Origin of the sequence: Chryseobacterium sp. PET-29, from assembly GCF_025736815.1 — a bacterium.
GTDB classification, from domain to species: Bacteria; Bacteroidota; Bacteroidia; order Flavobacteriales; family Weeksellaceae; genus Chryseobacterium; species Chryseobacterium nepalense.
Genome location: NZ_CP107053.1, coordinates 2423428 through 2449581, shown reverse-complemented (window position 1 = coordinate 2449581; position 26154 = coordinate 2423428). Strand labels below are relative to the sequence as shown.

Sequence of the window (26154 nt, the reverse complement as noted above, 5' to 3'; positions counted from 1 at the left end):
AATGGCAGGATTTAGCCATTCAGCTCCTTAGCACGTTTTTCCGCATTCAGAATGCCTGTTTTCAGGATTTGCTTTAAATTATTTTCGTTAAAAGTTTTCAAGGCAGCTTCTGTTGTGCCACCTTTTGATGCGACATCTTTAATGAGTTCTTCTAAATTTTTATCAGAATTATTAATCAGGTGATAAGCTCCGAGCATGGTCTGGTTTACGAAAAGTTTCGACAGGTTTTCATCAATTCCCATTTCAACTCCCGCTTTAATCATCGCATCTACAATGTAATAAAAATAGGCGGGGCCACTTCCGGAAAGTGCAGTTACGGCGTCAAGCAATTCTTCATTTTCCAGGTAAACGGATCTTCCAGTTGAGTTTAGCAGTCTTTCAATAGCAATGAGCCGGCTGAAGGAAATTCCTGCCGCTGCGGTATAACCGGTAATTCCCATTCCGAGCAGCGTAGGGGAATTGGGCATTGCTCTTACTATCAGAGGATGATTAAGTAATTGTTGGATTTTTTCGATTTTAATTCCTGCCATAATCGATAAAACCATCTGATTTTCCACGAGTTTAAATCTGATATTTTCGGCAACATGCTTGAAATCCTGAGGTTTTACAGCAATGATAATTAAATCTGCATTCAATTCTGTGACTTCATCAAAAGTCGAAATCTTAGATTTTGGAAATTCTTCCGATATTTTTGAGAACTTTGAGTTGTCTCTTGTAATTAAATGAAGATTTTCCGGCTTTATCAGTTCGTATTTCAGAAACGATTTTGAAAAGGAGAGCCCCATGTTTCCGGCCCCGAGAATAGCAATTTTCATATTGTGTGTTTGTTTTACGCGTGTTAACTTTGTCAAAGTTCAAACTTTTACAAAGTTTTGAAAGTTTATTTTAAATAATATTTACTTCTCTTTCCAATTCAATCCCGAACTTTTCTTTCACGGAATTAATAATTTCCGTTGAAAAATCGAAGATTTCCTGTCCGGTCGCTTTTCCGGTTGCGTTGATAATCACAAGAGCCTGCAGTTGATGAGAAGCCACATTACCTATCTGTTTTCCTTTCCATCCGCATTGCTCAATAAGCCATCCAGCAGGAACTTTAACGAAATCTCCGTTTGCATACCCCGGAATTTGTGGGAAATTTTCCTTTAACTGTTCAAATTGTGATAAAGAAATGGTAGGGTTTTTAAAGAAACTTCCGGCGTTGCCGATTTTTTTCGGATCCGGGAGTTTACTTTGCCTGATATTGATTACCGCGCGGGAAATATCCTGAATGGTCGGTTTTTCAATTCCTAAATGTTCCAGCTCAGCCTGTATCGCGCCGTATTCTGTTTTGATATGATGATTTTTTCGGGTCAGTCTAAAAGCAACTTCCAGGATTACATATTTTCCTTTTCCTTCCTGTTTGAAAACAGAATCTCTGTATCCGAATCTGCATTGCTCCAGGTTGAAAGTTTCAAGCTGCAGGTTTTCAAGGTTTAGAACGGTACAGTTTACAAAAATATCTTTGATTTCCGTGCCGTAAGCTCCGATGTTCTGCATGGGTGATGTTCCTACATTACCGGGAATCAGGGAAAGATTTTCCAGTCCGCCATAATTCTTTTCAAGGCAGAAAATCACGAATTCGTGCCAGTTTTCACCTGCTTTTGCCGTAACCAATACTTCATCCTCATTGAGGATATCTTCGTGAATACCTTTTAGATTAAGCTTAATGGCTAATCCTTCAAAATCTTTTGTCAGAAGAATATTGCTTCCTCCACCTAAAAATAGAAGAGGTAGAGTACCTGTTTTGGAATAGTTGAACGCTTCAATTAATTCTTCGGTAGAATGTACTTCCGTGAAATATCTCGCTTTTGCATCCACGCCAAATGTGTTGTGTGCCTTGAGTGAAAAATTTTCCTGCATTTGGATTATTTAAACAAATTCGTTGATCTTATTAAAAAAAATATCAGCAATAAAAGCTTGGAAGGTATTTCTAATCCAGGTTTTATTGCTGATAACTATATTGTTTAAGATTAAAGACTTAAAGACTGAACTCTAATTTATATTGATCAAGTGCATCTTTTAAAATAGCTGCACTTCTTTTCAGATCTTCTTCTTTTAAAACATAAGCAATTCTTACCTGCTTTTTTCCCAGTTCCGGATTGCTGTAGAAACCTCCCGCCGGAGCTACCATAATCGTTTCGTTCTGGTTGGAATATTTTTCAAGAAGCCATTGCGCGAATTTCTCGGTATCGTCTACAGGAAGCTCTGCAACGCAATAGAAAGCCCCTTTCGGTTTCGGGCAGATTACCCCCGGAATAGCGTTTAAAGCATCAACCAATACATTTCTTCGGTGGGTATATTCTTCCCTTACGGCTCTGATATACGCTCCGTCATTCTGGTGTGCTGCAGTGGCTGCAATTTGTCCTAATAGAACAGGACTTAATCTGGCCTGTGCAAAAAGCATGGCCGCGTCGTGGATTTTCTTTGAACGGGTAATCATACACCCGATTCTCACACCGCACATAGAATAACGTTTCGATTCGGAATCAATAATAATACAGTTTTCTGCCAGTTCAGGAAAAGCAAACATAGAAACCTGCTGCTTCCCGTCATATACATATTCTCTGTACACTTCATCTGAAATCACCACGATATCATATTTAAGAGCAATTTCTGCCAATTTCTGAAGTTCCTCACGGGTATACAGATAACCGGTAGGATTTCCAGGGTTGCAAATAACGATGGCTCTTGTTTTTTCTGTAATTTTTTTCTCAAATTCTTCAATCGGAGGAAGTGCAAATCCTGTATCTATGGTTGAAGGGACGGCAACAACATTTACATTAAAAGTACTTGTAAAACCATTGTAATTAGCATAATACGGTTCAGGGATAATCACCTCATCACCGTCGTCACATAAAGTTGAAATGGCGAAATTCAAAGCTTCCGATCCTCCGTTGGTAACAATGAAATTATCTGTTGTAAGGTCGTTAAATCCCAATGAATGATAATAATCTGTTAAGGCTTTTCTATACTCTAAATTACCTTCTGAAAGAGCATATTCCAAAACTTTGAGATCAATATTTTTTAAAGCATTCAGTGCTGTTTCCGGGGTTTCGATGTCAGGTTGCCCGATATTCAGGTGATAGACTTTTATTCCTTTCTGCTTTGCTTTCAGGGCAAATGGAACCAGTTTTCTTACCGGCGAAGGCGGCATGTGCAGTGCTCTGTTTGAAATATTCGGCATTGTTGAAAAATTTGTATGGCAAAAATAAGATATAATTTCTCAATAATACAATAAAGCAGGCAAAGAAAGACTTTATCCAAATGATATTAATGATTTGTAAAAAGTTAATTATTAATACTGCGACAGGTATTTTATTGATAAATTATTTTACTTTTGCCCGGAATTAACTATTTTATATGAAGAAAATAAATTTATTTATTCCTGTTGTTTTATTTTCGGTTCAATCTGTTTTAGGGCAGAGGATTGATAAAGAGACCATCAGCTTTCAATTATTGAAAGAACCTGTTTTTACTACAGAGGCTGCCAACAGAAATTATACGATTACTGTAAAATCTCCTTATAATATTACAAAAGATGACGTTTTGAGGATCTCAAAAGAAGATTACCAGAATCAGGTAAATAATTATAAGGCCAATGTAGAAACAGCTAAGATAGAACATCAGGAAAGACTCAAAGATTATGAGGCTGAAGTTAAAAAGCTTCAGGAAAAATTTAAACTCGAATCTGCAGAATACAGCAAATTGTCTGCTGTTGAAAAAATTGCCACTACAAATGGCGCTCCGGTTTTAACGCTGCCTTCAAGGCCTGTCCTTAATATCCCGCCAATGCCGGTTTACAGACAGCCCGACCTGAGGGATGCTTTAATTGTGGACAACAAAATTCTTGCTTCACAAATAGATGTTGCAGGCTTTTCAAAAGGCGGAAATTATCTTGACCTGCAGATTGAAATGGAAAGAACAAATTTTCAGGACAATCAGGGAAAAACATTTGCCAACCAGCCGGTAAGAATTATCGGTAAACAAAACGGAGTGGTGAAACTGGATAAAACCTATTTTTCCGACTTTGCAGAAATTGCAAGTGTGCCTACAAACGAGATCAACCTAAACGGACACGAAAAATCATATCTCCAGAGAACAATGGACCGTACCAGGAATATTATTAATGATCATTTCGGATACCAGACGATCAATTCTTCGGTAACTTTAGAAACGGTAAAAAATAAAGGAGATTATGATGATCTGGAAAAAGCATATATCTATGTAACGACTAATCTTAAAAAGCTGCAGGCAAAGTCGGATTACGCTCCGAATAAAGTGGCTATGGAAAATATGCAGAAAGGAATCGATATGTGGAAGACTGCGCTTAGTAAAGTAAATTACAGTGATAAAAAAGCTTTATACAACCAGAAAATAGGAGAGTATCTTTATTTTAATCTGATAAGGCTGAATCTTGCTTTAGGAAATTCTAAAGAAGCGGAAAAATATTTAAATGAACTTCAGGAACATTTAGTAGACATCAAATTATCCTATGATGCCAATCTTGAATTAAAAAAATTAGAACAAAAAATTTATAATAACTAAAGAAAATTACATGATTAAACAGATTATTGCCTCAGTGATGATCACAGCTTCTATATGTGCATTTGCTCAGGTAAAGGTTGTGGAGGGGACAAAATTTACAACGGATGACAATCTTGAAACAGATGAAAAGCTGGTTCTGGCAGACGATTACAATTCTTATATGTTCAGTGCGATCAATATCGACGGGCTGATGAGAAATGTCTTTCCGCACAAAAAACTGCTGATGAGAAAACTGGATCAGAACGGAAGTCTTATAGACACGTATATTCAAGATTATGCAAATAAAACCAACGGCGTTCTTCACAATTACCTGGGATCTCAACAGATTGATGAAGACAGATTGGTGGCATTTACAGAAGAATATTTCGGTAAGGAAAACAGGAAAGAAGTTTTTCAGCATGTTTTCAGTAAAAAAATGGGAAGTTTTACGACAAAAAGCATCGCAAAATATACGATTGAATCCACAAACAGATCGGGGACAACTTATGTAGTTTTTTCTGAGAACGGGAAATATGCGGCCGTGTTCAACGACAGATATGCAACGAAGAAAACGGATAACGTTAATGATGCTCTGGTAATCGATTTAAGAACATTAACACCGCTTTGGAATAAAGAAATTACGTTAAGCAGTGATTATGTGGAAAAATCTTTAACCCTAACAAATTCCGGGAAGATCGTTTTGCTGCGTAAAGCTGCCGGCTGGAAAGAATCTTACAAAATGGAAATGGTTTCTAATACAGAAGATAAAGATTTACCTTTTGATGATAAATATATTCCTGAAAAATTATACGCAATCAGCAAAAATGACAATGATTATCTGGTAACTTTCGGAAGAAAAAACCAGGCGGTTACAATGGGCGGAAGTACTTTCGGAACGGTAATGTTTTATGATATTAAATCTGGAAAAGCGGTAATCAGCAATATCAATCTTGCAGGAGCCAAAGACATGAGCGACGTAAAAGTAATTAAGACCATCATAAAAGGCGATGAGGTTTTAATGGCGGTTCAGCAGGAAACGGTTTCGAGACCGATGCCTACAGCAATGAATCGTTTTCCGGATCCTGTTTATACACTTGATGTAGGCGTTTTAATGAAATTCAATAAAGAAGGGGAGGTAAAACAGTTTGTACCACTGGGAAGCAATCCTTCAGGAAGAAGAGTTCAGGTGATTGAATCCGGAGACAATCTGTATGTTTCCGCATTTTATCCAAAAGGTGCATTCGGGAATACAGGTTTTTCAATGAAATCTTTCGATTTCGGCAGTCTGGCTCCAAAAGAACTTACGTTAGATTATAAGGGAAGAAATTTCTTCCAGAATTACGGCTTTACGGACGGGAATCTGGTGCAGTTTGTTCCGGCTACCAATAAATTACTGTTCCTGGACAAAGACGGTAAAAATGTTCAGATGTTCAGCATTTACAATTTTGTGAAATAATTTTTTCATCAGAGGAATATTGATAGATCAGCTTTAAATTTTAAAGCTGATTTTTTATTGATTTAAAATCCGGTTCCATTAAATTTTCGTTATTTTGAAAAAATTATAAAACTGAAAAAATGCAGATAGAATCCATTTCAATAGATGATTATATTTCAAAGATCCCTGAAGAAAGACAGGAGGTTTTCAGAAAGCTTTTTAACACCATTAGCGACAATTTACCGGAAGGTTTTTCGCAAAGCAGCAGCTACGGAATGATTGGATGGGGAGTTCCACTGGAAACATATCCGGCAGGGTATCATTGTGCTCCGGGAACGCCTTTGCCTTTCATCAGTATTGCTTCACAGAAGAATTTTATTGCATTTTACCATATGGGAATGTATGCAAAACCTGATCTGTTGGATTGGTTCGTGGAAGAATTTCCCAAATATTCTAAAAGAAAACTGGATATGGGAAAATCTTGTGTGCGTTTCAAAAAAATGGATGATATTCCCTTTGAATTAATCGCTGAAGTAAGTAAAAAAATGACGGTTCAGGACTGGATCGATTGTTATGAAGCAAATTTTAAAAAGTAAGTTTCTCTGTACGCTTTTAGCGACAGCATGTATTTTCACGTGTATTCTCGGCTGCCGAAGTTACAAAGCTTCGGATCTGCAAAACGGTGATTTGCTTTTTGTAACCGCGAAAAGTACCGGACTTTCCGGCGCAATCAATAACGTTACCCAGAAACAGGAAAATGCTTCTTTCGATCATATTGGAATTTTGGAAAAAACAAAAAGAGATGCTTATGTTTTGCACGCCGCTCCTAAAGGCGGCTCCCAAAAACAAAGGCTTAAAGATTTTCTGAAAGATCAGTCCGAAGACGGGCAAACAGTTGTTGTTTACCGCTTAAAATCTCAGTATCAGCATGCAATACTTTCAGCTGTTGAAAAAGCAAATACCATGTTGGGAAAACCTTACAATTTTGATTATATTCTGAATGAAAATTCTTACTACTGCTCAGACTATATTGAAAGAGCATTCAGGAAAAATCATATTTTCAAGCTTGAACCAATGACTTTTATTGATCCTGCGACAGGGAAAACCAATGCTTTCTGGGAGGATTTTTACGATAAGAAAGGTCTTAAAGTTCCGGAAGGCGAACCCGGCTGTAATCCTAACGGACTGGCTGCTTCAGAAAAGCTTGAAAGGATAAAGCTGCTTAAATAAAATAACGGTAAAAAAGAAATAATAACGGATTCATAAGAGTCCGTTTTTTTATGGAATTTCAACTGAAAAGAAAGAGTTAAAATAATATTCAAATAAATTTTAAAAATAATACTCTACTAATTTGGTAGACTAATATTTTTTTATATTTTTGTCTAAGCTTAACCAACAGAAAAATGAGCATTAGTTTTTAACCTAAAAAGTTTTGTTATGATAACACCTAATCCAAGCCTGCAGGTTGTAAATGGTAAAATAAACCTGCCTAAAAAAGAATTGATCCTGGAAATTGAACTGAACGGTAAAATGAAGTTTGAACAGCTGATGAATACTATATATAATCAGTTTGGGATCTGTCACAAGGTGTTATCAGCCAATGTTGAATATGTAAATGGGAGAAGCTTCGGATCTGTTCAGCTGTATATCAATGTAAGTTCGGATGACTACGACGCACTGGAAGTGTATCTTAATAAAAATAAACTTCTGAGTACCACTGTAGAATATGTCTGCAGAAAGTATTTATAAGATAGGTTCATATCGTTTTTAATTACAGAAAAGCGTCCGGTGAAAACCGGACGCTTTTATATATTAATTGCAGTGCTAAATTCTTTCGATATCTGCTCCGATAGCTTTTAATCTTCCATCAATATTTTCGTAGCCTCTGTCGATCTGTTCAATATTGTGGATGATTGATTTTCCTTCTGCAGAAAGAGCGGCAATCAGAAGTGCATTTCCGGCTCTGATGTCCGGAGAAACCATGGTTGTTCCTCTTAGCGGAGTTTCCTGATTCAGCCCGATTACCGTTGCACGGTGCGGATCGCAGAGGATGATCTGAGCGCCCATGTCAATCAGTTTATCCACGAAAAATAATCTTGATTCGAACATTTTCTGGTGAACCAAAAGACTTCCTTTCGCCTGTGTTGCCACAACAAGAATGATAGAAAGAAGGTCCGGTGTGAATCCCGGCCATGGTGCATCTGAAACAGTAAGAATAGAACCGTCTATAAATTTCTGGATTTTATAATTTTCCTGAGTCGGGATGAAAATATCATCGTTGCTCTGCTCCAGCTGAATACCCAGCTTTCTGAATGTATTCGGGATAACGCCAAGCTGGTTCCAGTTGACATTTTTAATGGTAATTTCAGATTTGGTCATGGCTGCAAGACCGATCCAGGATCCGATTTCCACCATATCCGGAAGCATCGTATGTTCTGTTCCGTGAAGATGGGAAACTCCTTCGATTGTTAATAAATTTGAACCAATTCCTGAAATATTTGCTCCCATTCTGTTCAGCATTTTACATAATTGCTGAAGATATGGTTCGCAGGCTGCGTTATAGATTCTTGTTTTTCCTTTCGCTAATGCTGCGGCCATCACAATATTGGCAGTCCCTGTTACGGAAGCTTCCTCCAATAAAATAAATTTACCGTTAAGCTCTTTTGCTGTTAAAGAATAAAAGAATTCTTCTTCGTCATAATGAAATTCAGCGCCAAGTTCTACCAATCCCTGGAAATGGGTATCTAATCTTCTTCTTCCAATCTTGTCACCTCCCGGGGTCGGCATATATGCTTCGCCATATCGTGCCAGCATAGGACCCATAAGCATGATGGAACCTCTTAGCTTTGCCCCGTCTTTTTTAAATTCATCGGATTTGATGTAATCAAAATTAACTTTGTCTGCTTTGAAAGTATAATCGCCGTGTCCGTTCTTGGTAACTTTCACTCCAAAATCACCCAGAATTTCAATTAATCGATTAACGTCGTGGATATCGGGAATATTTTTAATTCTTACCTCCTCATCAGTTAATAAGACGGCACAAAGAATTTGTAGAGCTTCATTTTTTGCTCCTTGTGGAGTAATTTCACCTTGCAGTCTTTTTCCTCCTCTTATCTGAAATGTTCCACTCATGTTTACTTTCTGTTTTTATTATGATTGTTGTTGTTATTGTTGTGTCTTCTTTTGTTGTTAGATTGGTTTCGGTTGTTAGTCTGGTTTCGGTTGTTATTATTACGGTTGTTGTTATTGCTTGTATAATAGATTTTACTTTTTTCCAGTGTATCTATTCCCGTAAGATCCAGTCTGTTTTCAGAAAGTTCTTTCAGGTGGCGGAAAATAACATCATCGGTAACGTGTTCTTTGTTATATACGTTATAAGACTTCTTCATATTATTGGCAATCACCTCAATCAGGGCTTCTTTTTCGTCTCCCTGTTCCAGTTCGATTGCTTTTTCTATTAATTGAAGAATACTTTTCCCGTAGAATTTGAAATCACCCTGAAGTTTAGGGTATTCCATTCTTTTAGGCCGCTCTGCCAGCTGTTCCCTTGTAGGGAAAGGGTATGGCGAATCTACGTCAAGGTCGTAATCGGCAAGAATGAAAAGATGATCCCAAAGTTTATGCTTATAGTTTTCTTCGTCGCGAAGCTGTGGGTTTCTCTGACCCATAAAATCAATGATGCCCATTGCCATCTCGCTTCTCTCTTCTTTTGAAGGAAGCTCTTTGCAACGTTCAACCAACAGTTGTATGATTCTGCCATATTCCGGCAGTTGAAGCTTATTTTTTTGGGTGTTGTATTCCATAGTATGCAAATATATGGATTAATAGAAAAATTGTACCGAAAATCTTTAAAGTTTATCAATTTTTAATGATGTTTTAAATAAGAATTTATGATGATAATAAAAATTATTTCACAATCACTTGAAATTATTTTAATAAAATTGTAATTTAGGTAACACTTTAATAATCAAAAAATAAGATATGAAAAAAACTCAATTTTTACTTTTAGCACTGGCCTTAGGCTTTGTTTTTTCATGCCGGGAGAATGATGGAATTGCAGATGATACTTCGGTTCAGAAAGAAGTTCACAATAAAACCGTACATGTAACCTATCATGACGGACGGCCTTTCAGTACCGGAAATTCTCCCTATGCAAAATTTGTTGCCGGTCCGGGCGGAAGTGTTCTCATGCAGGGATTTTATTGGGATGTACCGGATGGAGGAAACTGGTGGAACACCGTAAAAGGAAAACTGACCGATTGGTCGAATGCCGGAATTGGTGCCGTATGGCTTCCTCCCGCATCAAAAGCACAGAATGGTGCATATTCAATGGGATATGATCCTACTGATTATTATGATTTCGGAAATTACAATCAAAACGGAAGTATTGAAACGCGTTTTGGATCCAGGACAGAACTCGAAGCGTTGATCACAAAAGCCCACGCAGAAAATATGCAGGTATATGCGGATATTGTCATTAACCATAACAGCGGCGGCCAGTCGGAGTATAATCCCTATGTAGGTTCAAATACGTGGACCAATTTTTCGGGTGTTGCTTCAGGAAAGTTTCCAAGAAGCTATAACGATTTTTATAAAAATTCTTACGGAAATAATGATGAAGGTGCTTTCGGAGGCTTCCCAGACTTATGCCACGTCAATCCGTATGTTCAGGACTGGCTTTGGGGAAGAGATGATTCTGTCGGAAAATATTATAAAAATATTATGAAATTTGATGGCTGGAGATTCGATTATGTGAAAGGTTTCGGACCTTGGGTGGTTAATACATGGAATTCCAATGTCGGCGGATTTTCTGTAGGTGAGCTGTGGGACTCTAATGTGAATACACTTGAATGGTGGGCTAATAATGCTAATAGTTCAGTGTTTGATTTTGCCGCCTATTATAAAATGGATGATGCATTCGACAATGGGAATCTGAATGTTTTGAATGATGATATGATGTGGAAACGAAATCCTTTTAAAGCAGTGACGTTCGTTGCCAATCATGATACGGATATTATCTACAATAAAATGCTGGCTTATGCTTATATTTTAACGCATGAAGGATATCCTACAATCTTCTACAGAGATTATGAAGAATGGCTGAATAAAGAAAGATTAAACAATCTCATCTGGATTCACAATAATAAAGCAACGGGAACAACATCTATTCTGTATACCGATAATGATGAATATATCGCAAGGAGAAACGGGTATAACGGAAATCCGGGACTGGTAGTGTACATCAATAATTCTTCAAGCTGGCAGGAACGATGGATACAGACCAACTGGGCCAGTCAGCAGATTAAAGATTTTACCGGCAGCTCAAGCTGGTACCCGACAACGCAGTCTGATAAATGGGTGAAAATCCAATGTGCACCAAAGTCGTATTCCGTTTGGTCTTTGAATCAATAATATCTAAAAAATGAAGACTGTTTCACAGGAAGCAGTCTTTATTTTTAAGCTTATATTTATTCTAAAACTTTAAACCTGAATAAATTTGGCCCGCTGATGCGGAGTCGGTAAATAACATTTCTGATTGGCAAGTTTCATTCTGTTTTTAGAAACGATATCATACATTTTATCGCTTAAAAAGGAAGGAATAATTTTTCCTAAAACCGAAAATCTGTAAATACCCCCCAGAAGATTAGCAATTTTTAAAACAGCTTTGGATTTCTCAAGATAATATTGGCCGGGTTTCCATAGATACATAGTATTGAAAACTTTTGTATTCAGCCCTCTTTCAGATAGGAATTTTTGGCCAAAATCAGATTGAAGGGAAGCAAACATGAACTGGTCTTTTTTATCTCGTTCCAGAATCCATTGTACCCAGAAATTGCATACTCCGCAATCGCCGTCAAAAAATACGATGTGTTTGTTTTCCCAGTTTTCTTCCATGATGTTAAGATTTAATAAAACATTTTCCTTTCCGTTTCCGTTTTCTCTCTTTTAAAATAATCTATCAGAATCTTTCTCTGTTCATCACTTAACTTTGCATTTTGATGTCCTATAAAATAGGAATCAAGTGGCATCTCTTTGCTTTCAACCATTTCTATGCATTCCTGCAATTTATGTGCCTGATCTTTTTGCTCATACATCGCAAACGTAGAAAAATTAAGTTCTTTCCGTCCTTCATCAATATGATTTTTCATAATCCAGGAAGCCGGCGCTATATTGGAATACCAAGGATACGTGGTTTCATTAGAATGACAGTCATAGCACGAAACTTTAATCAGTTTGGCAATTTCGGGCTGTGTATTTTTTATTTTTAAAAAATCCATTCCGGGAGTAGGTGCAGGATTGGTCTTGTCGATAGGAAAGAACTGGATAATAATAAATGCTACCAGGATAACAGTTAAAACTTTTTTCATATTTCAATGTTTAAGAATAAATAAATGTACCATAAAATTTTTAATTTTATGCGTAATCAATCTTTGAAATATTTAAATCTAAAAAGTAATTTATTTTTCTTCTGTCTGAATTTAAACCTATTATAAATATATTTCTGATTAATTCTTAAATTTAACAGTAATCAAAATAAATAATCTTATAATCGCTTTTAACTATCATAAAAATATTATTAATAGATTATATTGATTGAAAAACTTCCGTAAGTTTGTTTCAGGGATAATTAATAAATCAACATAAAATTAAACGACAATGGAAAAAGATTTGAATGACATCAGTAAATGCCCGTTTCACAACGGATCTATGAAAAAAGAAAACGTTGCCGGCGGAGGCACTAAAAATTCAGACTGGTGGCCGGATCAGCTGAAAGTAGATATTCTTCGACAGCATTCATCATTATCCAATCCGATGGATAAAGATTTTGATTATGCAGCAGAATTTAATAGTCTGGATCTTGAAGCAGTAAAAAAAGACCTTCATGATTTAATGACGGATTCGCAGGAATGGTGGCCTGCGGATTTTGGACATTACGGTCCTTTGTTTATCCGTATGGCATGGCACAGTGCCGGGACATATCGTGTAGGAGACGGAAGAGGGGGTGCCGGCGCAGGGCAGCAACGTTTTGCACCGCTGAACAGCTGGCCGGATAATGTGAATTTAGATAAAGCAAGAAGGCTGCTTTGGCCGATCAAACAAAAATATGGTAAGAAAATTTCCTGGGCAGATCTTATGATTCTTACGGGAAATGTAGCCCTGGAATCTATGGGCTTTAAAACGTTTGGGTTTGCGGGCGGTCGTGAAGATGTTTGGGAACCGGATATGGATGTTTACTGGGGGGCTGAAAAAACATGGCTCGGCGGTGATCTTCGGTATGCCCACGGTTCAGACGGGGTGGTTGAAAGTCGCGGAGTACTGCCCACCGATGACGATGCAGACGGTGATATCCACACAAGAAATCTGGAAAAGCCTCTGGCTGCAGTACAAATGGGACTCATTTATGTAAATCCTGAAGGTCCGGACGGAAACCCGGATCCTATAGCAGCGGCAAAAGATATCCGTGATACTTTTGGAAGAATGGCAATGAATGATGAAGAGACGGTAGCCCTCATCGCCGGAGGTCATACTTTCGGAAAAACACACGGTGCAGGACCGGCAGATCATGTAGGAAAAGAGCCGGAAGCAGAAAGTATTGAAGCACAGGGATTCGGATGGAACAGTACTTACAATTCCGGAAAGGGAAGAGATGCAATCTCCAGCGGCCTTGAAGTTACCTGGACTGAAACTCCTACCCAGTGGAGCAATAACTTTTTCAAAAACCTTTTTGAAAACGAATGGGAACTCACCAAAAGTCCTGCCGGTGCTCATCAGTGGGTTGCGAAAAACGGCAGCGAAACCATTCCGGATGCTTTTGATCCTGATAAAAAGCACAGGCCAACCATGCTTACAACAGATCTTTCTCTGAAATTTGATCCGGAATATGAAAAAATTTCAAGAAGATTTTACGAAAACCCTGACGCTTTTGCTGATGCATTCGCAAGAGCATGGTTTAAACTTACTCATAGAGATATGGGGCCGAGAGCCCGTTATCTCGGACCTGATGTTCCTTCTGAAGAACTCATCTGGCAAGATCCGATCCCTGCAGTAGATCATGTACTTATTCATAATTCTGACGTTGAAGCATTGAAATCTAAAATCCTTAATTCCGGATTAAATATTTCAGAACTGGTGTCAACAGCCTGGGCTTCCGCATCAACGTTCAGAGGGAGCGATAAAAGAGGAGGGGCCAATGGGGCGAGAATTCGTCTGGCGCCTCAGAAAGACTGGGAAGTCAATAATCCTGCTCGGTTGCAAAAAGTTTTAAGTACTTTGGAAAATATTCAGAAAGAATTTAATGAAAATCAGACCGGAGGCAAAAAAGTTTCATTAGCAGATCTCATTGTCCTTGCAGGAAGTGCAGCGGTTGAAAAAGCAGCAAAAGATGCAGGATATACGATCATTGTTCCGTTTTCACCGGGAAGAGCCGATGCTTCACAGGAACAGACTGACGTAGAATCCATGCAGTTTTTGGAACCTTTGGCTGATGGATTCAGAAATTATTTAAAGAAAAAATTCTCCGTTTCCACAGAATCTTTATTGATTGATAAGGCACAATTATTAACGCTTACTGCTCCTGAGCTTACAGTTTTAATAGGAGGAATGCGTGCTCTGAATACTAATTTTGACGGTTCTCAACATGGCGTTTTCACCCAAAGACCGGGAACACTTACCAATGATTTCTTTGTCAATCTTCTGGACATGAATACGAAGTGGAAATCGGTTTCCGATGATAATGAGCTGTATCAGGGGACAGATCGCAAAACAGGAGAGAATAAATGGACGGCGACACGGGCAGATCTTGTTTTCGGATCTAATTCTGAGCTAAGAGCTATTGCTGAAGTGTACGCAAGTTCAGATGCTCATGAAAAATTTGTAAATGATTTTGTTTCCGCATGGGTGAAAGTAATGAACCTGGATCGCTTTGATCTTGTTTAATTTAACATCATTATAAAATTGATAAAAGACAGTTAAGAAATGAACTGTCTTTTTTTATTGATTACAATAATTATTTTATTTCCAACAACTGTTTCGGCTTGATCAATCAGTTTTAAATTGGAAATTTACTTTAATAAAAAAAGCCTTGTAATTTAAATAATTAACAAGGCTTTCCGTAGACCCACAGGGATTCGAACCCCAGATGACTGAACCAAAATCAGTAGTGTTACCGCTACACCATGGGTCTGTATTTCTATGTCGCGAAATTATATAAATTATTTTAAAAATAAAAATGAAATGGTGAATATTTCCGGGAAACAGTCGTTTTTTTACTGATATTCAAAGAATTATTTTTCCTAAAATTTACATAGATGTATTGCAATAAAACCTTCATTTAAATTAAAACTGTATCTTTGCAAAAAAAAATTGGGCTCCAAAGGTTGGAGAAACCCATTAATAACCTGTCCTGAGCCTATCTCAGGATTATTAAACATTTTTTTATGTCGAATATAGTCGCGATCGTTGGGCGCCCCAACGTAGGAAAATCCACGTTATTTAATCGTTTATTAGAAAGAAGGGAAGCTATTGTAGATTCTACTGCAGGGGTTACCAGAGACCGTCATTACGGAAAATCCGACTGGAATGGGGTGGATTTTACCGTAATCGATACCGGTGGGTATGATGTAGGAACCGATGATATCTTTGAAGAAGAAATCCGTAAACAGGTACAGCTGGCTGTGGATGAAGCTACTTCTATTATTTTTATGATGAACGTGGAAGACGGGCTTACTGATACAGACTACGAAATTTACAGGCTTTTAAGAAGATCAAATAAGCCCATTTATATTGTCATCAATAAAGTAGATTCTTCAAAAGAAGAACTTCCGGCAACGGAATTTTATCAGCTGGGAATCGATAAATATTATACCTTGTCTTCTGCAACAGGTTCCGGAACGGGAGATTTGCTGGATGATGTTGTAAGAGATTTCCCGACTACAGAATACAAAGATCCTTTTGAAGGCCTTCCTAAAATTACCATTGCCGGACGTCCGAATGTAGGGAAATCTACCCTTACGAATGCCTTGCTGGATGTGGAAAGAAATATCGTTACTGATATTGCAGGAACAACAAGAGACAGTATCCAGACGCTTTACAATAAATTCGGACACGAATTTGTACTGGTAGATACCGCAGGAATGCGTAAAAAATCTAAAGTAAATGAAGACCTGGAGTTTTATTCTGTAATGCGTTCCATCCGTTCCATAGAATTTTCAGATGTGGTGATTATCATGGTGGATGCTACCCAGGGTTGGGAATCTCAGGATATGAACATCTTCAGTCTTGCGCAGAAAAACAGGAAAGGAATTGTGATTCTGGTGAATAAATGGGATCTTATTGAAGATAAGCAGACCAACACCATGCGTGATTTTGAAAAACAAATCAAAGATAAGATCGGTCAGTTTCAGGACATTCCAATTTTGTTTACATCGGCATTAACCAAGCAGCGAATCCTGAAAGCGGTTGAAGTAGCCATGCAGGTGTACGAAGACCGTAAGAAAAAGATCAAAACTTCAAAATTAAACGAAGTTATGCTTCCGATTTTTGAGGGAACACCTCCACCGGCAAATAAAGGAAAATATATCAAGATCAAATATTGTGTGCAGCTTCCTACGCCGTCACCGCAGTTTGTTTTCTTCTGCAACCTGCCACAGTATGTAAAAGAACCATACAAGAGATTTACTGAAAATCAGCTGAGAAAAGAATTCGGGTTTACCGGAGTTCCTATTGAAGTGTATTTCAGACAAAAATAAATGACCATCCCTTTCAGATTTTTTTGAAAGGGATTTTATTCTTAATTATTCATATTTTAGATAAAATTTTCCCGATAATGAATACAGTTGTACTATCAGAACAGTTTTCTTTGGTTAATTCATGGATTAACGAGCTCAGGAATGTCAATATTCAGCATGACAGGATGAGGTTTCGCAGGAATATGGAAAGGATTGGAGAAATCGCAGCCTTTGAAATTAGTAAAAACCTGGAACAGAAGGAAATTGAAATTCAGACGCCACTGGATACAATCAGGGTTAAAGAAATTGCTGTTCAGCCGGTTATTACAACAATCTTGAGAGCCGGAGTTCCTCTGTTTGAAGGAATTCTGAATTATTTTGATAAAGCCGACTGCGGTTTTGTGGCGGCTTACAGAAAACACGATGCCAATGATTATTTCTCTATCAAACAGGATTATTTAACGTGTCCTGATATCGAAGGCAGGCCTTTGATTGTCGGCGATCCTATGCTGGCTACCGGAGCGTCTTTAATTGAAGCGATCAAAGATTTGTTGACTCACGGAAATCCCAGTCAGCTGCATATTGTAGCAGCAATTGCTTCAAAACAGGGAGTTGAAACCATAGAAAAAGCTTATCCTGAAGCAAAAATTTGGGTTGGCGCTATTGATGAACATCTTACTTCAAAGGGATATATTACACCGGGTTTGGGGGATGCCGGAGATCTTAGCTATGGAGAAAAATTACAGAGATAAAGTCCAGAAATCTTTCATAATGGTAAGTAAAAGGTCGGTTCTTATTTTATCCAGCGGATGTTTTGTGTCCGGAAGTACGGCCAGTCTTGCATCTGGGATGCTTCTGTAAACCTCTATACTTTCTTCAAGTGTTACCATGTTATCCTGATCTCCTACCATAATCTGCACGGGAATATTTATCATTGAAAGGTTATTTTTTAAAGGAGGGTTCTTGCCTAAAGAAACCATCAGATCGGCGATGGAATGCAATAGCTGTTTCCATTTTTTTCCGTGCTGTGCTTCCAGAAATCCTGCGTATTTGGGAACCTTTTCGGCAATGGTTTCAGGATCTAACATTTTACTTTCCTGTAATGCCTGTTCTTCCGTCCAGTTGAATTTTGTTCCCATTGTTATCACAGAATTCAGTCTTTCAGGGTACTGTGCAGCGTAGCAAAGGGCTACGTAACCGCCCATGCTGTGTCCGAAAATATAAATATCATGAAGATTATTTTTTTCGATGAATTCTTTCAGCTCATGCGTGTATTTTTCAATGCTGATTCCGTCTTCCGGAATTTCAGAAGTTCCGTGCCCCGAGAACAGAGGGGTATGAATGACAAAATATTTTGAAAGCTCCGCTTTGAAAGGCTCAAAGATTTGGCTATGTCCTAAAGCGCCGTGAAGTAAAATAAGATTCAGCATGGTGATTGTTTTTCGGAAAATTACTAAATTTATTGTATTGATTATATGAAAAATTCCATGTTGAAAGAAAATTTCAATGTAATTTATTCATCATTTAGTCTCTTTACATTTCCGATAAGCCCGGGTCGTAGACGCCAAAACAATCTCTTACCGTTTATCCAGATCGAGTCGTTGTCATCAATTTTCCAGTCTGCAAAGTCAGCCCAATAAAAAAGTCCGTTAACTTTCATTAACGTTACATCATGAATAACTGCATTTGTATCTTTATCAAAAGGTTTGAAATTAAAATGTACAATATCCTCAAATTTTAATTCTAAAACTGTTATTGGAGAAAATTGTCGCTGAAATAGTAATGATGCAGTGAGTTTATTTTCAAAGTGCATCGCGAGTTTTTCGTCGATATATTCCTTTGTAGTAATATAAATATCACGCAGACAGCTATCATGAAAATAACCATAGCTCTCCAAAAGTGTATTGATGTCTTTCTGATCTTTTATTTCTTTCCACATAAGTTTTGTTATATACAGTTACTATTAGCTCAAATATACGAAGTTTCATACTGCAACAATTTGGAAACTTAAATCATACCGCTACACATCCATCGCCATCACCAGTACGTTTACCGTATTATTACCCGCTTTGAGAATTTCCCATGCAATAGAAGCAATTGTATTTCCGGTAGTGAATACGTCATCAATAAGAAGTATATTTTTTTGAGTTATGCTTTTTGTAACAGAAAATACATTTTCCGACTTTAACCGGTTCTGTTTATCTTTTAGGGCCTGTGCTTTTGAGTACTGATTTCTTTTGATTACATCATGATCAAATGGAATTCCGTAAAATGCAGAAAGTTTTTCAGTAAATACATGAAGCTGGTTGTATCCTCGTTCTTTCAACTTTTTGGGATGCAGCGGAACGGAAACCATCAAATCCGGCTTTTGATCTTTAAAATCAAGTCGGGTAGTGGTCCATTCTGCCAATATTTCTCCTGCTTTTTCCCTGCTTTTGTATTTTAATTCATGGATGATTTTCCTGCTGAGATTTTCTTTACCAAACTGCATCAAAGCAAAGGTATTTTCAACAGGAAAGAGAAGCCTGCATCTTTCTTTAATTAAATTATCATCAAAATAACCGGAATGGATAAAGTCAATACGGCCGAAACACAGCTCACAAACCAGAAGATCAGCCGATATAATACAATTGCAGCCCAGACAACGGTTAGGAAATAAAATATCTAAAATCATTTGTGTAATTTTCTGCTAATATACTAACTTCGAAAATTTGTTTATTTAACTAATTTCGGCAGATTCCGTAATTTTATATTTTATTTGAATAAATACTAAAAATATGGGTTTGATTTATGAGAAACAGGTTGTGATAACAGAAGAGCATATCGACAGGAATAACCATGTCAATAATGTTCAGTATGTAAAATGGGTGGAGGAGATAGCCGGTGAACACTGGGATTTCGTAAAGCATAAAACCAACAATCCCGAGGATATATGGATGCTCCTGGATCATCATATTCGATATAAAAAGCAGGTGTATCTCGGGGAGTTGCTTACCATAAAGACCTATCCTAAAACCCCTGAAGGAATCAGGCAGCCCAGAAAAGTGGAATTCTACTGCAACGGTCAGCTGGTGGTAGACTCATTGACGCTCTGGGTTTTCATTGATAAAGAAACGCAACGGATTATAAGACTGGAAAGTGACTGGCTGGATATTTTGTAGTTGTTCTTACAAAACCGAAACTCAAACCAAATTCCTTATCTTTGCCCTATGATACGAATTACAAAAATTTTTACATTCGAAACAGCCCACGTGCTGTACAATTACGACGGAAAATGTAAAAATATGCATGGACATTCCTATAAACTGTTTGTAACGGTAAAAGGAAAACCAATCAATGATTTGGAACACCCTAAAAATGGGATGGTAGTAGATTTTGGAGACATTAAAAGTATCGTAAAATCTGAAATTGTAGACGTCTGGGATCATGCGGTGCTGATTAACGGACTGTCGCCGCATAAAGAACTGGGAGAAGACCTTGAAGGAAAAGGACATAAAGTAATTTACTGTACCTTCCAGCCGACCTGCGAAAACATGCTGTATGCTATTGCGGCAAAAATAAAGTCAAAACTTCCGGAAGGGATTTCTCTGGCTTATCTTAAGCTCCACGAAACGGAAAACTCCTATGGAGAATGGTTTGCGGAAGATAATCAGTAATTTAGATCAATAAATATTCAGAAGTGTTAAAGACTACCATTAACTTAGAACCTGGAAAAAAAGTATATTTTGCTTCCGATCAGCATTTCGGAGCACCGGATCCGAAGGCAAGCAAAGTGCGTGAAGAGCACTTTATCCGCTGGATGGATGAAATCAAGCATGATGCTCAGGTCTTATTTTTAATGGGAGATCTTTTTGATTTCTGGCATGAATGGAAACACGTAATTCCTAAAGGTTATGTCCGTGTGCTGGGTAAAATTGCCGAACTGAAAGACCGTGGGATCCATATTTATTTTTTTGTTGGTAACCATGACCTCTGGATGAAAGACTATCTGGAGGAAGAAATAGGATGTACCGTTTTCTATACGAAACAATATTTTGAGATGGGAGGAAAGCAGTTTCTGCTTGCTCACGGAGATGGCCTCGGGCCGGGAGATAAAGGATATAAAAGAATGAAAAAAGTTTTTACCAATCCTTTTGCACAGTGGGTTTTCAGGTGGCTTCATCCGGATATAGCCATGAAAATTGCGTTGTATATGTCTCAGAAAAATAAAATGATTTCCGGTGATGAGGATAAAGAGTTTTTAGGCGAGGATAAAGAATTTCTGATTATTTATTCTAAAGAAAAACTTAAAACACAGAAAATAGATTATTTTATTTACGGACACCGCCATCTTCCTATGGTTATGGAGCTGGACGGAAAAGCAAAATATGTCAATCTGGGAGACTGGATTTCTTACTTTACCTACGGAGTATTCGAACATGATTTTCAGCTGAAAACGTTTGAGATGAACAAAAAAAGAATTACCCCATAAAGAGGTAATTCTTTGAGCGAAACAATGTTCACTCTTGTTTTTAATCCATATTCCGGTTTTGTAATTGCAATAATCTGACCAAAATTTAAATTTTATATTAAAAAAATATTAAAAAGCTGAAATTGTTTCGTTAATCGGCTTATAGTGAAACAATAAAGTGAAAAACTTCTTTGCAGTGGATACAATATTTAACATAAAAACCGAACAGGAATTTCTCTCGGAAACGCTTAGGACTTTTCGTTATCAATATGAGAATGTTGAAATTTACAGACGTTTTGTAGATTATCTGAATATTAATCCTAATGATGTGGATGAGCTAATAAAAATACCGTTTCTTCCTATAGAAATGTTTAAAAATCATCAGATTATCGATAAGAATAGTAAGGCTGATCTTTTCTTTCAAAGCTCGGGAACCACACAGATGAACCTTTCAAAACATTTTATTGCGGACGAAGGCCTGTATAAAGAGAGTATTTACAAAAGCTTTACACAGTTTATAGGAACACCGGAAGATTATATTTTCCTCGGATTGCTGCCAAGCTATCTGGAGCGTCAGAATTCTTCCCTGATTTATATGGTTGATTATTTAATGAAAAAATCCGGAAAATCTGAAAATGGATATTTTCTTTACAATCATGAAGAGCTGTTTAAACTTTTGGATAAATTAAAAAATAAAAAAGTCATTCTTTTTGGAGTTTCCTTTGCATTGCTGGATTTTATCGACTATTGTCATTCTGAACGTAGTGAAGAATCTCTGAATTTTATGGAGAATCTCATGGTAATCGAGACCGGGGGAATGAAGGGAAGAAAAGAAGAAATGACCAAAGATGAACTCCTGAAAGTTTTACAGGAAGGCTTTAAGACAGAAAAAATTTATTCCGAATATTCCATGACAGAACTTCTTTCCCAGGCCTATTCACTGGGAAATAATGAATATCGGTGTCCAAACTGGATGAAAATCATGATCAGAAATGCGGAAGATCCGTTTAATTATGAAAAGGAAGGAAGAACTGGTGCTATTAATATTATCGACCTGGCAAATATTCATTCCTGCGCATTTATTGCAACACAGGATTTGGGAAAAATGACGGGAGATCAATTTCAGGTTCTGGGCAGAATTGATCATTCTGATATTCGTGGCTGCAGCCTGCTGGTAAGTTAGGTTTGAGCGTTTTAGGATAAGAGCATATGAGTAAATGATAAATAATAGTTGCTTACTCTGATTTATCGCAGATGATCATTAGAAAATAAAAAATAGAGTCCCGAAGGGACGGCCTATAAAAGAATAGGATGTAAATCCTATCAACTGTCAAATTAAAAAACATGTTAAAAATAGAAGAATTGGTACATGCATTTATTTATTCTCAATGTGACTTTGAGAAAGAAATTGTATTAACCAATCATTTTCAGGCGGATTGGGAAGCTGATATTCTGATTGTAGATCCGGAAGGCTTCAGTCATGAAATCGAGATCAAGCTTTCGAAAAGTGATTTTAAAAATGATTTTAAAAAATCATACACCAATTCCAGTACCGGCGAAAAATTCCTGAAGCACGATAAAATTTCCTGCGGCGATTATGTCTGCAATGCATTCAGTTTCCTGCTTCCGATGGGAATGGTAGATCATGTTCTTATTCCGGAGCACTGTGGGATCATTGAGTTTTACCATAATGTGGATTCCTGGATTACGGAGTTTTATACCATCAGAAAACCGAAAAAAGTTCATGAAGATTCTTACTGGGCACTGAATGACAAGGATTTGTTTATTCGGAAAATGGCTCTTAATTTACTGCATCGGAAAATGGAAATTAAGGGAAAGCATGAAGAACTGATCTTTAGAAATCCTTTTGATCTTAAAAAATTAAAATAAAAATACATGTATAGAAAAATCCTGTTGTTTAGACAGGATTTTTTTGTTTGATTGAATTATTCGGAGATTACAGATTCTTTTTGAAGTAAAAATTTATAAATCAATCCGCCGGAAACAGCTCCTGAAATCGGTGCGGCCCAGAACAGCCAAAGCTGGGAAAGTGCATTGCCCTGTACAAAAATTGCCTGAGACAGCGATCTGGCCGGATTTACCGATGTATTGGTAATTGGTATTGAAATAAGATGAATTAAGGTGAGAGCCAGTCCGATTGCGATCCCTGCAAATTTTCCGTTTGCATATTTATCGGTTGCTCCCATAATAATGATCAGGAAAAAAGCGGTCAGTAAAAATTCGGTGAGGAATGCAGCACTCATAGAGTAGCTTTTCTCAAAATAAACCGGAGCATCATAAAAGTTGGTAGCAAAAGCACCCGGTGCGGAAAAATCTGCGCCTCCTGAGCCGTTTATAATCATATACAAAGCACCGGCAGCTGCTATTGCTCCGAAACATTGGGCTAAAATGTACGGCGCAAGGTCACGGGCTGAGAATCTTCCTCCGGCCATCAATCCGAAACTTACAGCCGGATTGAAATGTCCACCCGAAATATGCCCTACCGAATAAGCCATTGTAAGAACGGTAAGTCCGAAAGCAAGAGATACTCCTAAAAGTAAAATCCCCACTTGCCCGTTAGCAGAAGGTGCAATTTGGGAAGCAAATACCGCACTGCCACAGCCTCCGAATACGAGCCAGAATGTGCCGAAAAATTCAGCGAAAATTTTTTTCATCATATCTGTTTTTTTTAATGTAATCAAATGTATAATTTATATATCGAAATAAAAAGTAATTTTAAGTAGGATTAATTTGATAAATAATTGAAATAAAAACAAATTTTACACTTTTTATTTAATTTTTTTGAGGTATTTGAAATGTAAAATTATTATGGGATTTTAATAATAAAGGATAATTCATTATTTTTAGTTTGATAATTAAAACATTTTTAATGAAAAAGTTTTTATACCTGGCAATTGCTTTCTTTATTCAGGGGATTTATTATGCTCAGGAAATCAAAAAAAAATTACCATGCTATGATCTTACGGAAGTTTTGAAAGTAGAGCCTACTTTACTTTATAAACCTCATTTGGATGCTTCTAAAAGTTTCGGAATTAAGATTCTGAATGATTCAAAAGCGGTTCAGAAATACATCAACAATGGGAAATTTCACAAAATCAACAAATCAGGAAAGGGGTACCGGGTGCAAAAACTTGATTACAGCAGGGCCTGGATGGTCTCTAAAGGAAAGCTGATGCTGGAAAGAATAGGGTCGCGGTTCAGCAAAGAAACAAAAGGAAATGCATTTACGGTTTCATCCATTACAAGAACACTCGAAGATCAGTGCAGATTAAGAAAAGTTAATACAAATGCCTCTTTGGGGATTAGTTCTCACAATTACGGTAACTCTTTTGATATCTCTTATGTCCGTTTTAATGGGGTTTTACGGAGTAATCCCACCCTTGAAGCGTCTCTGGAAAAGGTTTTGAAATATTATTATAATGCAGGACGAATTTACTATATTAAAGAAAGACAGCAAAGTTGTTTTCATATTACGGTTAAGAATTATTAATTAGTTTTCTAATATATGTGATATACTTGCACAGATAATTTAGTTTCTATAATTTTATGGCACTTTAAAAACCGTGAAATATGAATATATTCAACAGAGATCAATTTGATGTAGCCGTTGCAGAATGGACAAACTGCTGCGCAGATTATCAGAAAATCCAAAGCCTTATTCCACCCAATTATGTGTTTACTTTTGATTCGGAGCAGGTAACCTGGCTGAAAAACTATAATGATTACAATGAATTTTGCGCGGAAATAGGGGTTTTCAATGGCCAGCTGGTAGCTATTTTATGCCCTATGGATGCAAATGGGCAGAAGCTTATTGTAGACGCATTCCCTTATAGTATCCTGAGTGAACTTGACGGAGATCTGAGATTGGTAGAAACTGAGCAGTACAAGGTTATTAAAAATGCCGTCTTGTCAAAGGACCTGCAGAGAATTGATTATGATTCTGATACCTATTTCCCGATTTCCAACAAGCCTATGCTGGAGCAGGATGTGGCTCTTGAAGCAATAGAATCATGGAGAAATGACTCAATGACGTGGTTTTACAGAGAATGTTCTGAGTTTAAAGGAAGCAGGATTTTCAGAAAGTTCTATGTGCCGTCAGAAGATCTTATTGCTTCCAAGCCGGGACTTTATAAAATCGTATGCTCATTCGGACTGAAATTCTCACAAGTGTATCAGAGAGTACTGCCAACCCTTATTTTTATTTCATTTTATCAGGATCTGCAAAATTCGGGAAGTATAGACAGTACCGCTAATACATACGACTGGTCTCAGCCTTGTCCGCCTCTGTGCCCTTTTAATTATAATAACTAAACTTACTGTGGATACCTACAAAGTAATACTTTATCTTAATAATAGTTTACTTTTCATTTGTGCTGTTATAGGACTTGTCCGGTACAAATTTTTTAAAAATACAGAAAAATGGTATGCTTACTATATCATTTTTCTTTTTTTGATAGAAGCTGTTGTTAAACTCTGCCTTTATGTTTTTAACCTGAGAGACGTTAATTTTGTCTTTCCTTTCTATGTTGCGGGAGAGCTGTTGCTGTTGGGGATTTTATATATAAGAAAGCTTAATATGTCGGTCTACTGGTATATTCCCGTAGTTCTTCTTGCGGCTTTATTCTTTACAGATTCTCAAATGCTCACTTCAGACGTAAAAAAAGTGATCTCCAATATAGTTGTTATCTGCTTTGCAGGTTATGCTTTACTTACTGAAATTAAGAGCAGTAAAATTAATGGCAGGTTTATGATTGCAGACAGTTTCATCTTCCTCTATTATGCATTGTCGGTTTTTTTATTTTTCCTTTTAAGACAGCTTTCGGATCTCGGAAAAGAAGAAGCCAATATGATCTGGAGTATTAATAACATACTCAGCAGTTTTTTATATATATCAATGATTTATACCTTTTTAAGATTAAAGAAATAACGCTCAATATTACCTTTTTTATTACGTTAAT

At 37.1% G+C, this 26154-nt stretch carries 28 protein-coding genes and 1 tRNA gene; 17 read left to right on the top strand and 12 right to left on the bottom strand.

Going from position 1 to position 26154, the window contains the following annotated elements; genetic code table 11:
* Positions 1-11 precede the first annotated feature (11 nt).
* The 3 genes from proC to ODE14_RS10855 form a co-directional block, all read right to left on the bottom strand.
* Complete coding sequence (gene proC, locus ODE14_RS10865) at positions 12-815, bottom strand: pyrroline-5-carboxylate reductase (RefSeq protein WP_263601463.1); 804 nt, start codon at positions 813-815, stop codon at positions 12-14.
* A 70-nt stretch (positions 816-885) separates the two neighbouring features.
* Complete coding sequence (gene murB, locus ODE14_RS10860) at positions 886-1905, bottom strand: UDP-N-acetylmuramate dehydrogenase (RefSeq protein WP_263603835.1); 1020 nt, start codon at positions 1903-1905, stop codon at positions 886-888.
* 112 nt (positions 1906-2017) lie between these two features.
* Positions 2018-3223, bottom strand: a complete 1206-nt coding sequence (locus tag ODE14_RS10855; RefSeq protein WP_248391136.1) for a pyridoxal phosphate-dependent aminotransferase — start codon at positions 3221-3223, stop codon at positions 2018-2020.
* Positions 3224-3399: 176 nt separating this feature from the next.
* On the opposite strand from ODE14_RS10855, the gene ODE14_RS10850 reads away from it, so the two are divergent.
* The 5 genes from ODE14_RS10850 (at position 3400) to ODE14_RS10830 (ending at position 7747) form a co-directional block, all read left to right on the top strand.
* Positions 3400-4584 carry a hypothetical protein gene (locus ODE14_RS10850; RefSeq protein WP_263601462.1) on the top strand — a complete coding sequence of 395 codons (1185 nt, stop codon included), beginning with the start codon at positions 3400-3402 and terminating at the stop codon, positions 4582-4584.
* A gap of 10 nt (positions 4585-4594) precedes the next feature.
* On the top strand, positions 4595-6019 hold the full coding sequence (locus tag ODE14_RS10845) for a hypothetical protein (protein WP_263601461.1): 1425 nt from the start codon (positions 4595-4597) through the stop codon (positions 6017-6019).
* A 119-nt stretch (positions 6020-6138) separates the two neighbouring features.
* Positions 6139-6594 carry a DUF1801 domain-containing protein gene (locus tag ODE14_RS10840; RefSeq protein WP_263601460.1) on the top strand — a complete coding sequence of 152 codons (456 nt, stop codon included), beginning with the start codon at positions 6139-6141 and terminating at the stop codon, positions 6592-6594.
* The gene (locus ODE14_RS10835) at positions 6572-7228 is read left to right on the top strand and encodes a YiiX/YebB-like N1pC/P60 family cysteine hydrolase (RefSeq protein ID WP_263601459.1); all 657 of its coding nucleotides are present in this window, start codon (positions 6572-6574) and stop codon (positions 7226-7228) included. Before ODE14_RS10840 ends, ODE14_RS10835 begins: the two co-directional genes overlap by 23 nt.
* 207 nt (positions 7229-7435) lie before the next feature.
* Positions 7436-7747 (top strand): NIL domain-containing protein, encoded by a 312-nt coding sequence (locus tag ODE14_RS10830; RefSeq protein ID WP_263601458.1) that lies wholly within the window; start codon positions 7436-7438, stop codon positions 7745-7747.
* Positions 7748-7822: 75 nt separating this feature from the next.
* Here the strand turns inward: ODE14_RS10830 and murA are convergent, their stop codons facing one another.
* Together murA and ODE14_RS10820 are read right to left on the bottom strand one after the other, a co-directional pair.
* A complete protein-coding gene (gene murA, locus ODE14_RS10825) occupies positions 7823-9130 on the bottom strand; it encodes a UDP-N-acetylglucosamine 1-carboxyvinyltransferase (RefSeq protein ID WP_248391146.1) in 1308 nt (435 codons plus the stop codon).
* A 2-nt stretch (positions 9131-9132) separates the two neighbouring features.
* Entirely contained in the window at positions 9133-9801 is a 669-nt protein-coding gene (locus tag ODE14_RS10820) for a DUF4290 domain-containing protein (protein WP_248391148.1), read from the bottom strand.
* Positions 9802-9979: 178 nt separating this feature from the next.
* Here ODE14_RS10820 and ODE14_RS10815 point away from each other — a divergent pair, with 178 nt between their 5' ends.
* Positions 9980-11410 carry an alpha-amylase gene (locus ODE14_RS10815; RefSeq protein WP_263601457.1) on the top strand — a complete coding sequence of 477 codons (1431 nt, stop codon included), beginning with the start codon at positions 9980-9982 and terminating at the stop codon, positions 11408-11410.
* A gap of 69 nt (positions 11411-11479) precedes the next feature.
* Here the strand turns inward: ODE14_RS10815 and ODE14_RS10810 are convergent, their stop codons facing one another.
* Complete coding sequence (locus ODE14_RS10810; RefSeq protein WP_248391152.1) at positions 11480-11893, bottom strand: thiol-disulfide oxidoreductase DCC family protein; 414 nt, start codon at positions 11891-11893, stop codon at positions 11480-11482.
* A gap of 11 nt (positions 11894-11904) precedes the next feature.
* Positions 11905-12366, bottom strand: a complete 462-nt coding sequence (locus ODE14_RS10805) for a heme-binding domain-containing protein (protein WP_263601456.1) — start codon at positions 12364-12366, stop codon at positions 11905-11907.
* 289 nt (positions 12367-12655) lie between these two features.
* Between ODE14_RS10805 and katG the strand changes: the two genes are divergently transcribed.
* Positions 12656-14935, top strand: a complete 2280-nt coding sequence (gene katG, locus ODE14_RS10800; RefSeq protein WP_263601455.1) for a catalase/peroxidase HPI — start codon at positions 12656-12658, stop codon at positions 14933-14935.
* A 176-nt stretch (positions 14936-15111) separates the two neighbouring features.
* Here katG and ODE14_RS10795 read toward each other — a convergent pair.
* A tRNA-Gln gene (locus ODE14_RS10795) sits at positions 15112-15182 on the bottom strand.
* A 253-nt stretch (positions 15183-15435) separates the two neighbouring features.
* On the opposite strand from ODE14_RS10795, the gene der reads away from it, so the two are divergent.
* Complete coding sequence (gene der / locus ODE14_RS10790) at positions 15436-16746, top strand: ribosome biogenesis GTPase Der (protein ID WP_248391157.1); 1311 nt, start codon at positions 15436-15438, stop codon at positions 16744-16746.
* Positions 16747-16823: 77 nt separating this feature from the next.
* The gene (upp, locus tag ODE14_RS10785) at positions 16824-17477 is read left to right on the top strand and encodes a uracil phosphoribosyltransferase (protein WP_263601454.1); all 654 of its coding nucleotides are present in this window, start codon (positions 16824-16826) and stop codon (positions 17475-17477) included.
* On the opposite strand, the gene ODE14_RS10780 is transcribed toward upp, so the two are convergent.
* From ODE14_RS10780 to ODE14_RS10770, 3 genes are all read right to left on the bottom strand, one after another.
* Positions 17466-18155, bottom strand: coding sequence for an alpha/beta fold hydrolase (locus ODE14_RS10780; RefSeq protein WP_263601453.1), 690 nt, complete (start codon positions 18153-18155; stop codon positions 17466-17468). The genes upp and ODE14_RS10780 overlap by 12 nt on opposite strands.
* A gap of 83 nt (positions 18156-18238) precedes the next feature.
* Positions 18239-18664 carry a hypothetical protein gene (locus ODE14_RS10775; protein ID WP_248391164.1) on the bottom strand — a complete coding sequence of 142 codons (426 nt, stop codon included), beginning with the start codon at positions 18662-18664 and terminating at the stop codon, positions 18239-18241.
* Positions 18665-18745: 81 nt separating this feature from the next.
* Positions 18746-19399 carry a ComF family protein gene (locus ODE14_RS10770; RefSeq protein WP_248391166.1) on the bottom strand — a complete coding sequence of 218 codons (654 nt, stop codon included), beginning with the start codon at positions 19397-19399 and terminating at the stop codon, positions 18746-18748.
* A gap of 103 nt (positions 19400-19502) precedes the next feature.
* Between ODE14_RS10770 and ODE14_RS10765 the strand changes: the two genes are divergently transcribed.
* From ODE14_RS10765 to ODE14_RS10745, 5 genes are all read left to right on the top strand, one after another.
* The gene (locus ODE14_RS10765) at positions 19503-19886 is read left to right on the top strand and encodes an acyl-CoA thioesterase (protein ID WP_263601452.1); all 384 of its coding nucleotides are present in this window, start codon (positions 19503-19505) and stop codon (positions 19884-19886) included.
* Positions 19887-19934: 48 nt separating this feature from the next.
* On the top strand, positions 19935-20381 hold the full coding sequence (locus ODE14_RS10760) for a 6-pyruvoyl trahydropterin synthase family protein (RefSeq protein WP_066433447.1): 447 nt from the start codon (positions 19935-19937) through the stop codon (positions 20379-20381).
* A 23-nt stretch (positions 20382-20404) separates the two neighbouring features.
* The gene (locus ODE14_RS10755) at positions 20405-21196 is read left to right on the top strand and encodes a UDP-2,3-diacylglucosamine diphosphatase (RefSeq protein ID WP_248391170.1); all 792 of its coding nucleotides are present in this window, start codon (positions 20405-20407) and stop codon (positions 21194-21196) included.
* A gap of 175 nt (positions 21197-21371) precedes the next feature.
* Positions 21372-22358 carry an acyl transferase gene (locus ODE14_RS10750; protein ID WP_263601451.1) on the top strand — a complete coding sequence of 329 codons (987 nt, stop codon included), beginning with the start codon at positions 21372-21374 and terminating at the stop codon, positions 22356-22358.
* A 161-nt stretch (positions 22359-22519) separates the two neighbouring features.
* Complete coding sequence (locus ODE14_RS10745) at positions 22520-23065, top strand: hypothetical protein (protein ID WP_263601450.1); 546 nt, start codon at positions 22520-22522, stop codon at positions 23063-23065.
* 56 nt (positions 23066-23121) lie between these two features.
* Here the strand turns inward: ODE14_RS10745 and aqpZ are convergent, their stop codons facing one another.
* Positions 23122-23874: an aquaporin Z gene (gene aqpZ / locus ODE14_RS10740; protein WP_263603834.1), complete on the bottom strand. Its 753-nt coding sequence runs from the start codon at positions 23872-23874 to the stop codon at positions 23122-23124.
* A gap of 191 nt (positions 23875-24065) precedes the next feature.
* Between aqpZ and ODE14_RS10735 the strand changes: the two genes are divergently transcribed.
* The 3 genes from ODE14_RS10735 to ODE14_RS10725 all read left to right on the top strand — a co-directional run bounded on the left by ODE14_RS10735 (position 24066) and on the right by ODE14_RS10725 (position 26123).
* Positions 24066-24686, top strand: coding sequence for a DUF5715 family protein (locus ODE14_RS10735; protein WP_263601449.1), 621 nt, complete (start codon positions 24066-24068; stop codon positions 24684-24686).
* A gap of 80 nt (positions 24687-24766) precedes the next feature.
* Positions 24767-25507: a hypothetical protein gene (locus ODE14_RS10730; protein WP_248391183.1), complete on the top strand. Its 741-nt coding sequence runs from the start codon at positions 24767-24769 to the stop codon at positions 25505-25507.
* 7 nt (positions 25508-25514) lie between these two features.
* The gene (locus ODE14_RS10725; protein ID WP_263601448.1) at positions 25515-26123 is read left to right on the top strand and encodes a hypothetical protein; all 609 of its coding nucleotides are present in this window, start codon (positions 25515-25517) and stop codon (positions 26121-26123) included.
* Positions 26124-26154 lie beyond the last annotated feature (31 nt).

Coding starts and splice junctions, on each gene's coding strand:
- proC (WP_263601463.1), bottom strand. CDS start 815: ATGAAAATTGCTATTCTCGGGGCCGGAAACATGGGGCTCTCCTTTTCA.
- ODE14_RS10855 (WP_248391136.1), bottom strand. CDS start 3,223: ATGCCGAATATTTCAAACAGAGCACTGCACATGCCGCCTTCGCCGGTA.
- ODE14_RS10850 (WP_263601462.1), top strand. CDS start 3,400: ATGAAGAAAATAAATTTATTTATTCCTGTTGTTTTATTTTCGGTTCAA.
- ODE14_RS10845 (WP_263601461.1), top strand. CDS start 4,595: ATGATTAAACAGATTATTGCCTCAGTGATGATCACAGCTTCTATATGT.
- ODE14_RS10840 (WP_263601460.1), top strand. CDS start 6,139: ATGCAGATAGAATCCATTTCAATAGATGATTATATTTCAAAGATCCCT.
- ODE14_RS10835 (WP_263601459.1), top strand. CDS start 6,572: ATGAAGCAAATTTTAAAAAGTAAGTTTCTCTGTACGCTTTTAGCGACA.
- ODE14_RS10830 (WP_263601458.1), top strand. CDS start 7,436: ATGATAACACCTAATCCAAGCCTGCAGGTTGTAAATGGTAAAATAAAC.
- murA (WP_248391146.1), bottom strand. CDS start 9,130: ATGAGTGGAACATTTCAGATAAGAGGAGGAAAAAGACTGCAAGGTGAA.
- ODE14_RS10820 (WP_248391148.1), bottom strand. CDS start 9,801: ATGGAATACAACACCCAAAAAAATAAGCTTCAACTGCCGGAATATGGC.
- ODE14_RS10815 (WP_263601457.1), top strand. CDS start 9,980: ATGAAAAAAACTCAATTTTTACTTTTAGCACTGGCCTTAGGCTTTGTT.
- ODE14_RS10810 (WP_248391152.1), bottom strand. CDS start 11,893: ATGGAAGAAAACTGGGAAAACAAACACATCGTATTTTTTGACGGCGAT.
- ODE14_RS10805 (WP_263601456.1), bottom strand. CDS start 12,366: ATGAAAAAAGTTTTAACTGTTATCCTGGTAGCATTTATTATTATCCAG.
- katG (WP_263601455.1), top strand. CDS start 12,656: ATGGAAAAAGATTTGAATGACATCAGTAAATGCCCGTTTCACAACGGA.
- der (WP_248391157.1), top strand. CDS start 15,436: ATGTCGAATATAGTCGCGATCGTTGGGCGCCCCAACGTAGGAAAATCC.
- upp (WP_263601454.1), top strand. CDS start 16,824: ATGAATACAGTTGTACTATCAGAACAGTTTTCTTTGGTTAATTCATGG.
- ODE14_RS10780 (WP_263601453.1), bottom strand. CDS start 18,155: ATGCTGAATCTTATTTTACTTCACGGCGCTTTAGGACATAGCCAAATC.
- ODE14_RS10775 (WP_248391164.1), bottom strand. CDS start 18,664: ATGTGGAAAGAAATAAAAGATCAGAAAGACATCAATACACTTTTGGAG.
- ODE14_RS10770 (WP_248391166.1), bottom strand. CDS start 19,399: ATGATTTTAGATATTTTATTTCCTAACCGTTGTCTGGGCTGCAATTGT.
- ODE14_RS10765 (WP_263601452.1), top strand. CDS start 19,503: ATGGGTTTGATTTATGAGAAACAGGTTGTGATAACAGAAGAGCATATC.
- ODE14_RS10760 (WP_066433447.1), top strand. CDS start 19,935: ATGATACGAATTACAAAAATTTTTACATTCGAAACAGCCCACGTGCTG.
- ODE14_RS10745 (WP_263601450.1), top strand. CDS start 22,520: ATGTTAAAAATAGAAGAATTGGTACATGCATTTATTTATTCTCAATGT.
- ODE14_RS10735 (WP_263601449.1), top strand. CDS start 24,066: ATGAAAAAGTTTTTATACCTGGCAATTGCTTTCTTTATTCAGGGGATT.
- ODE14_RS10730 (WP_248391183.1), top strand. CDS start 24,767: ATGAATATATTCAACAGAGATCAATTTGATGTAGCCGTTGCAGAATGG.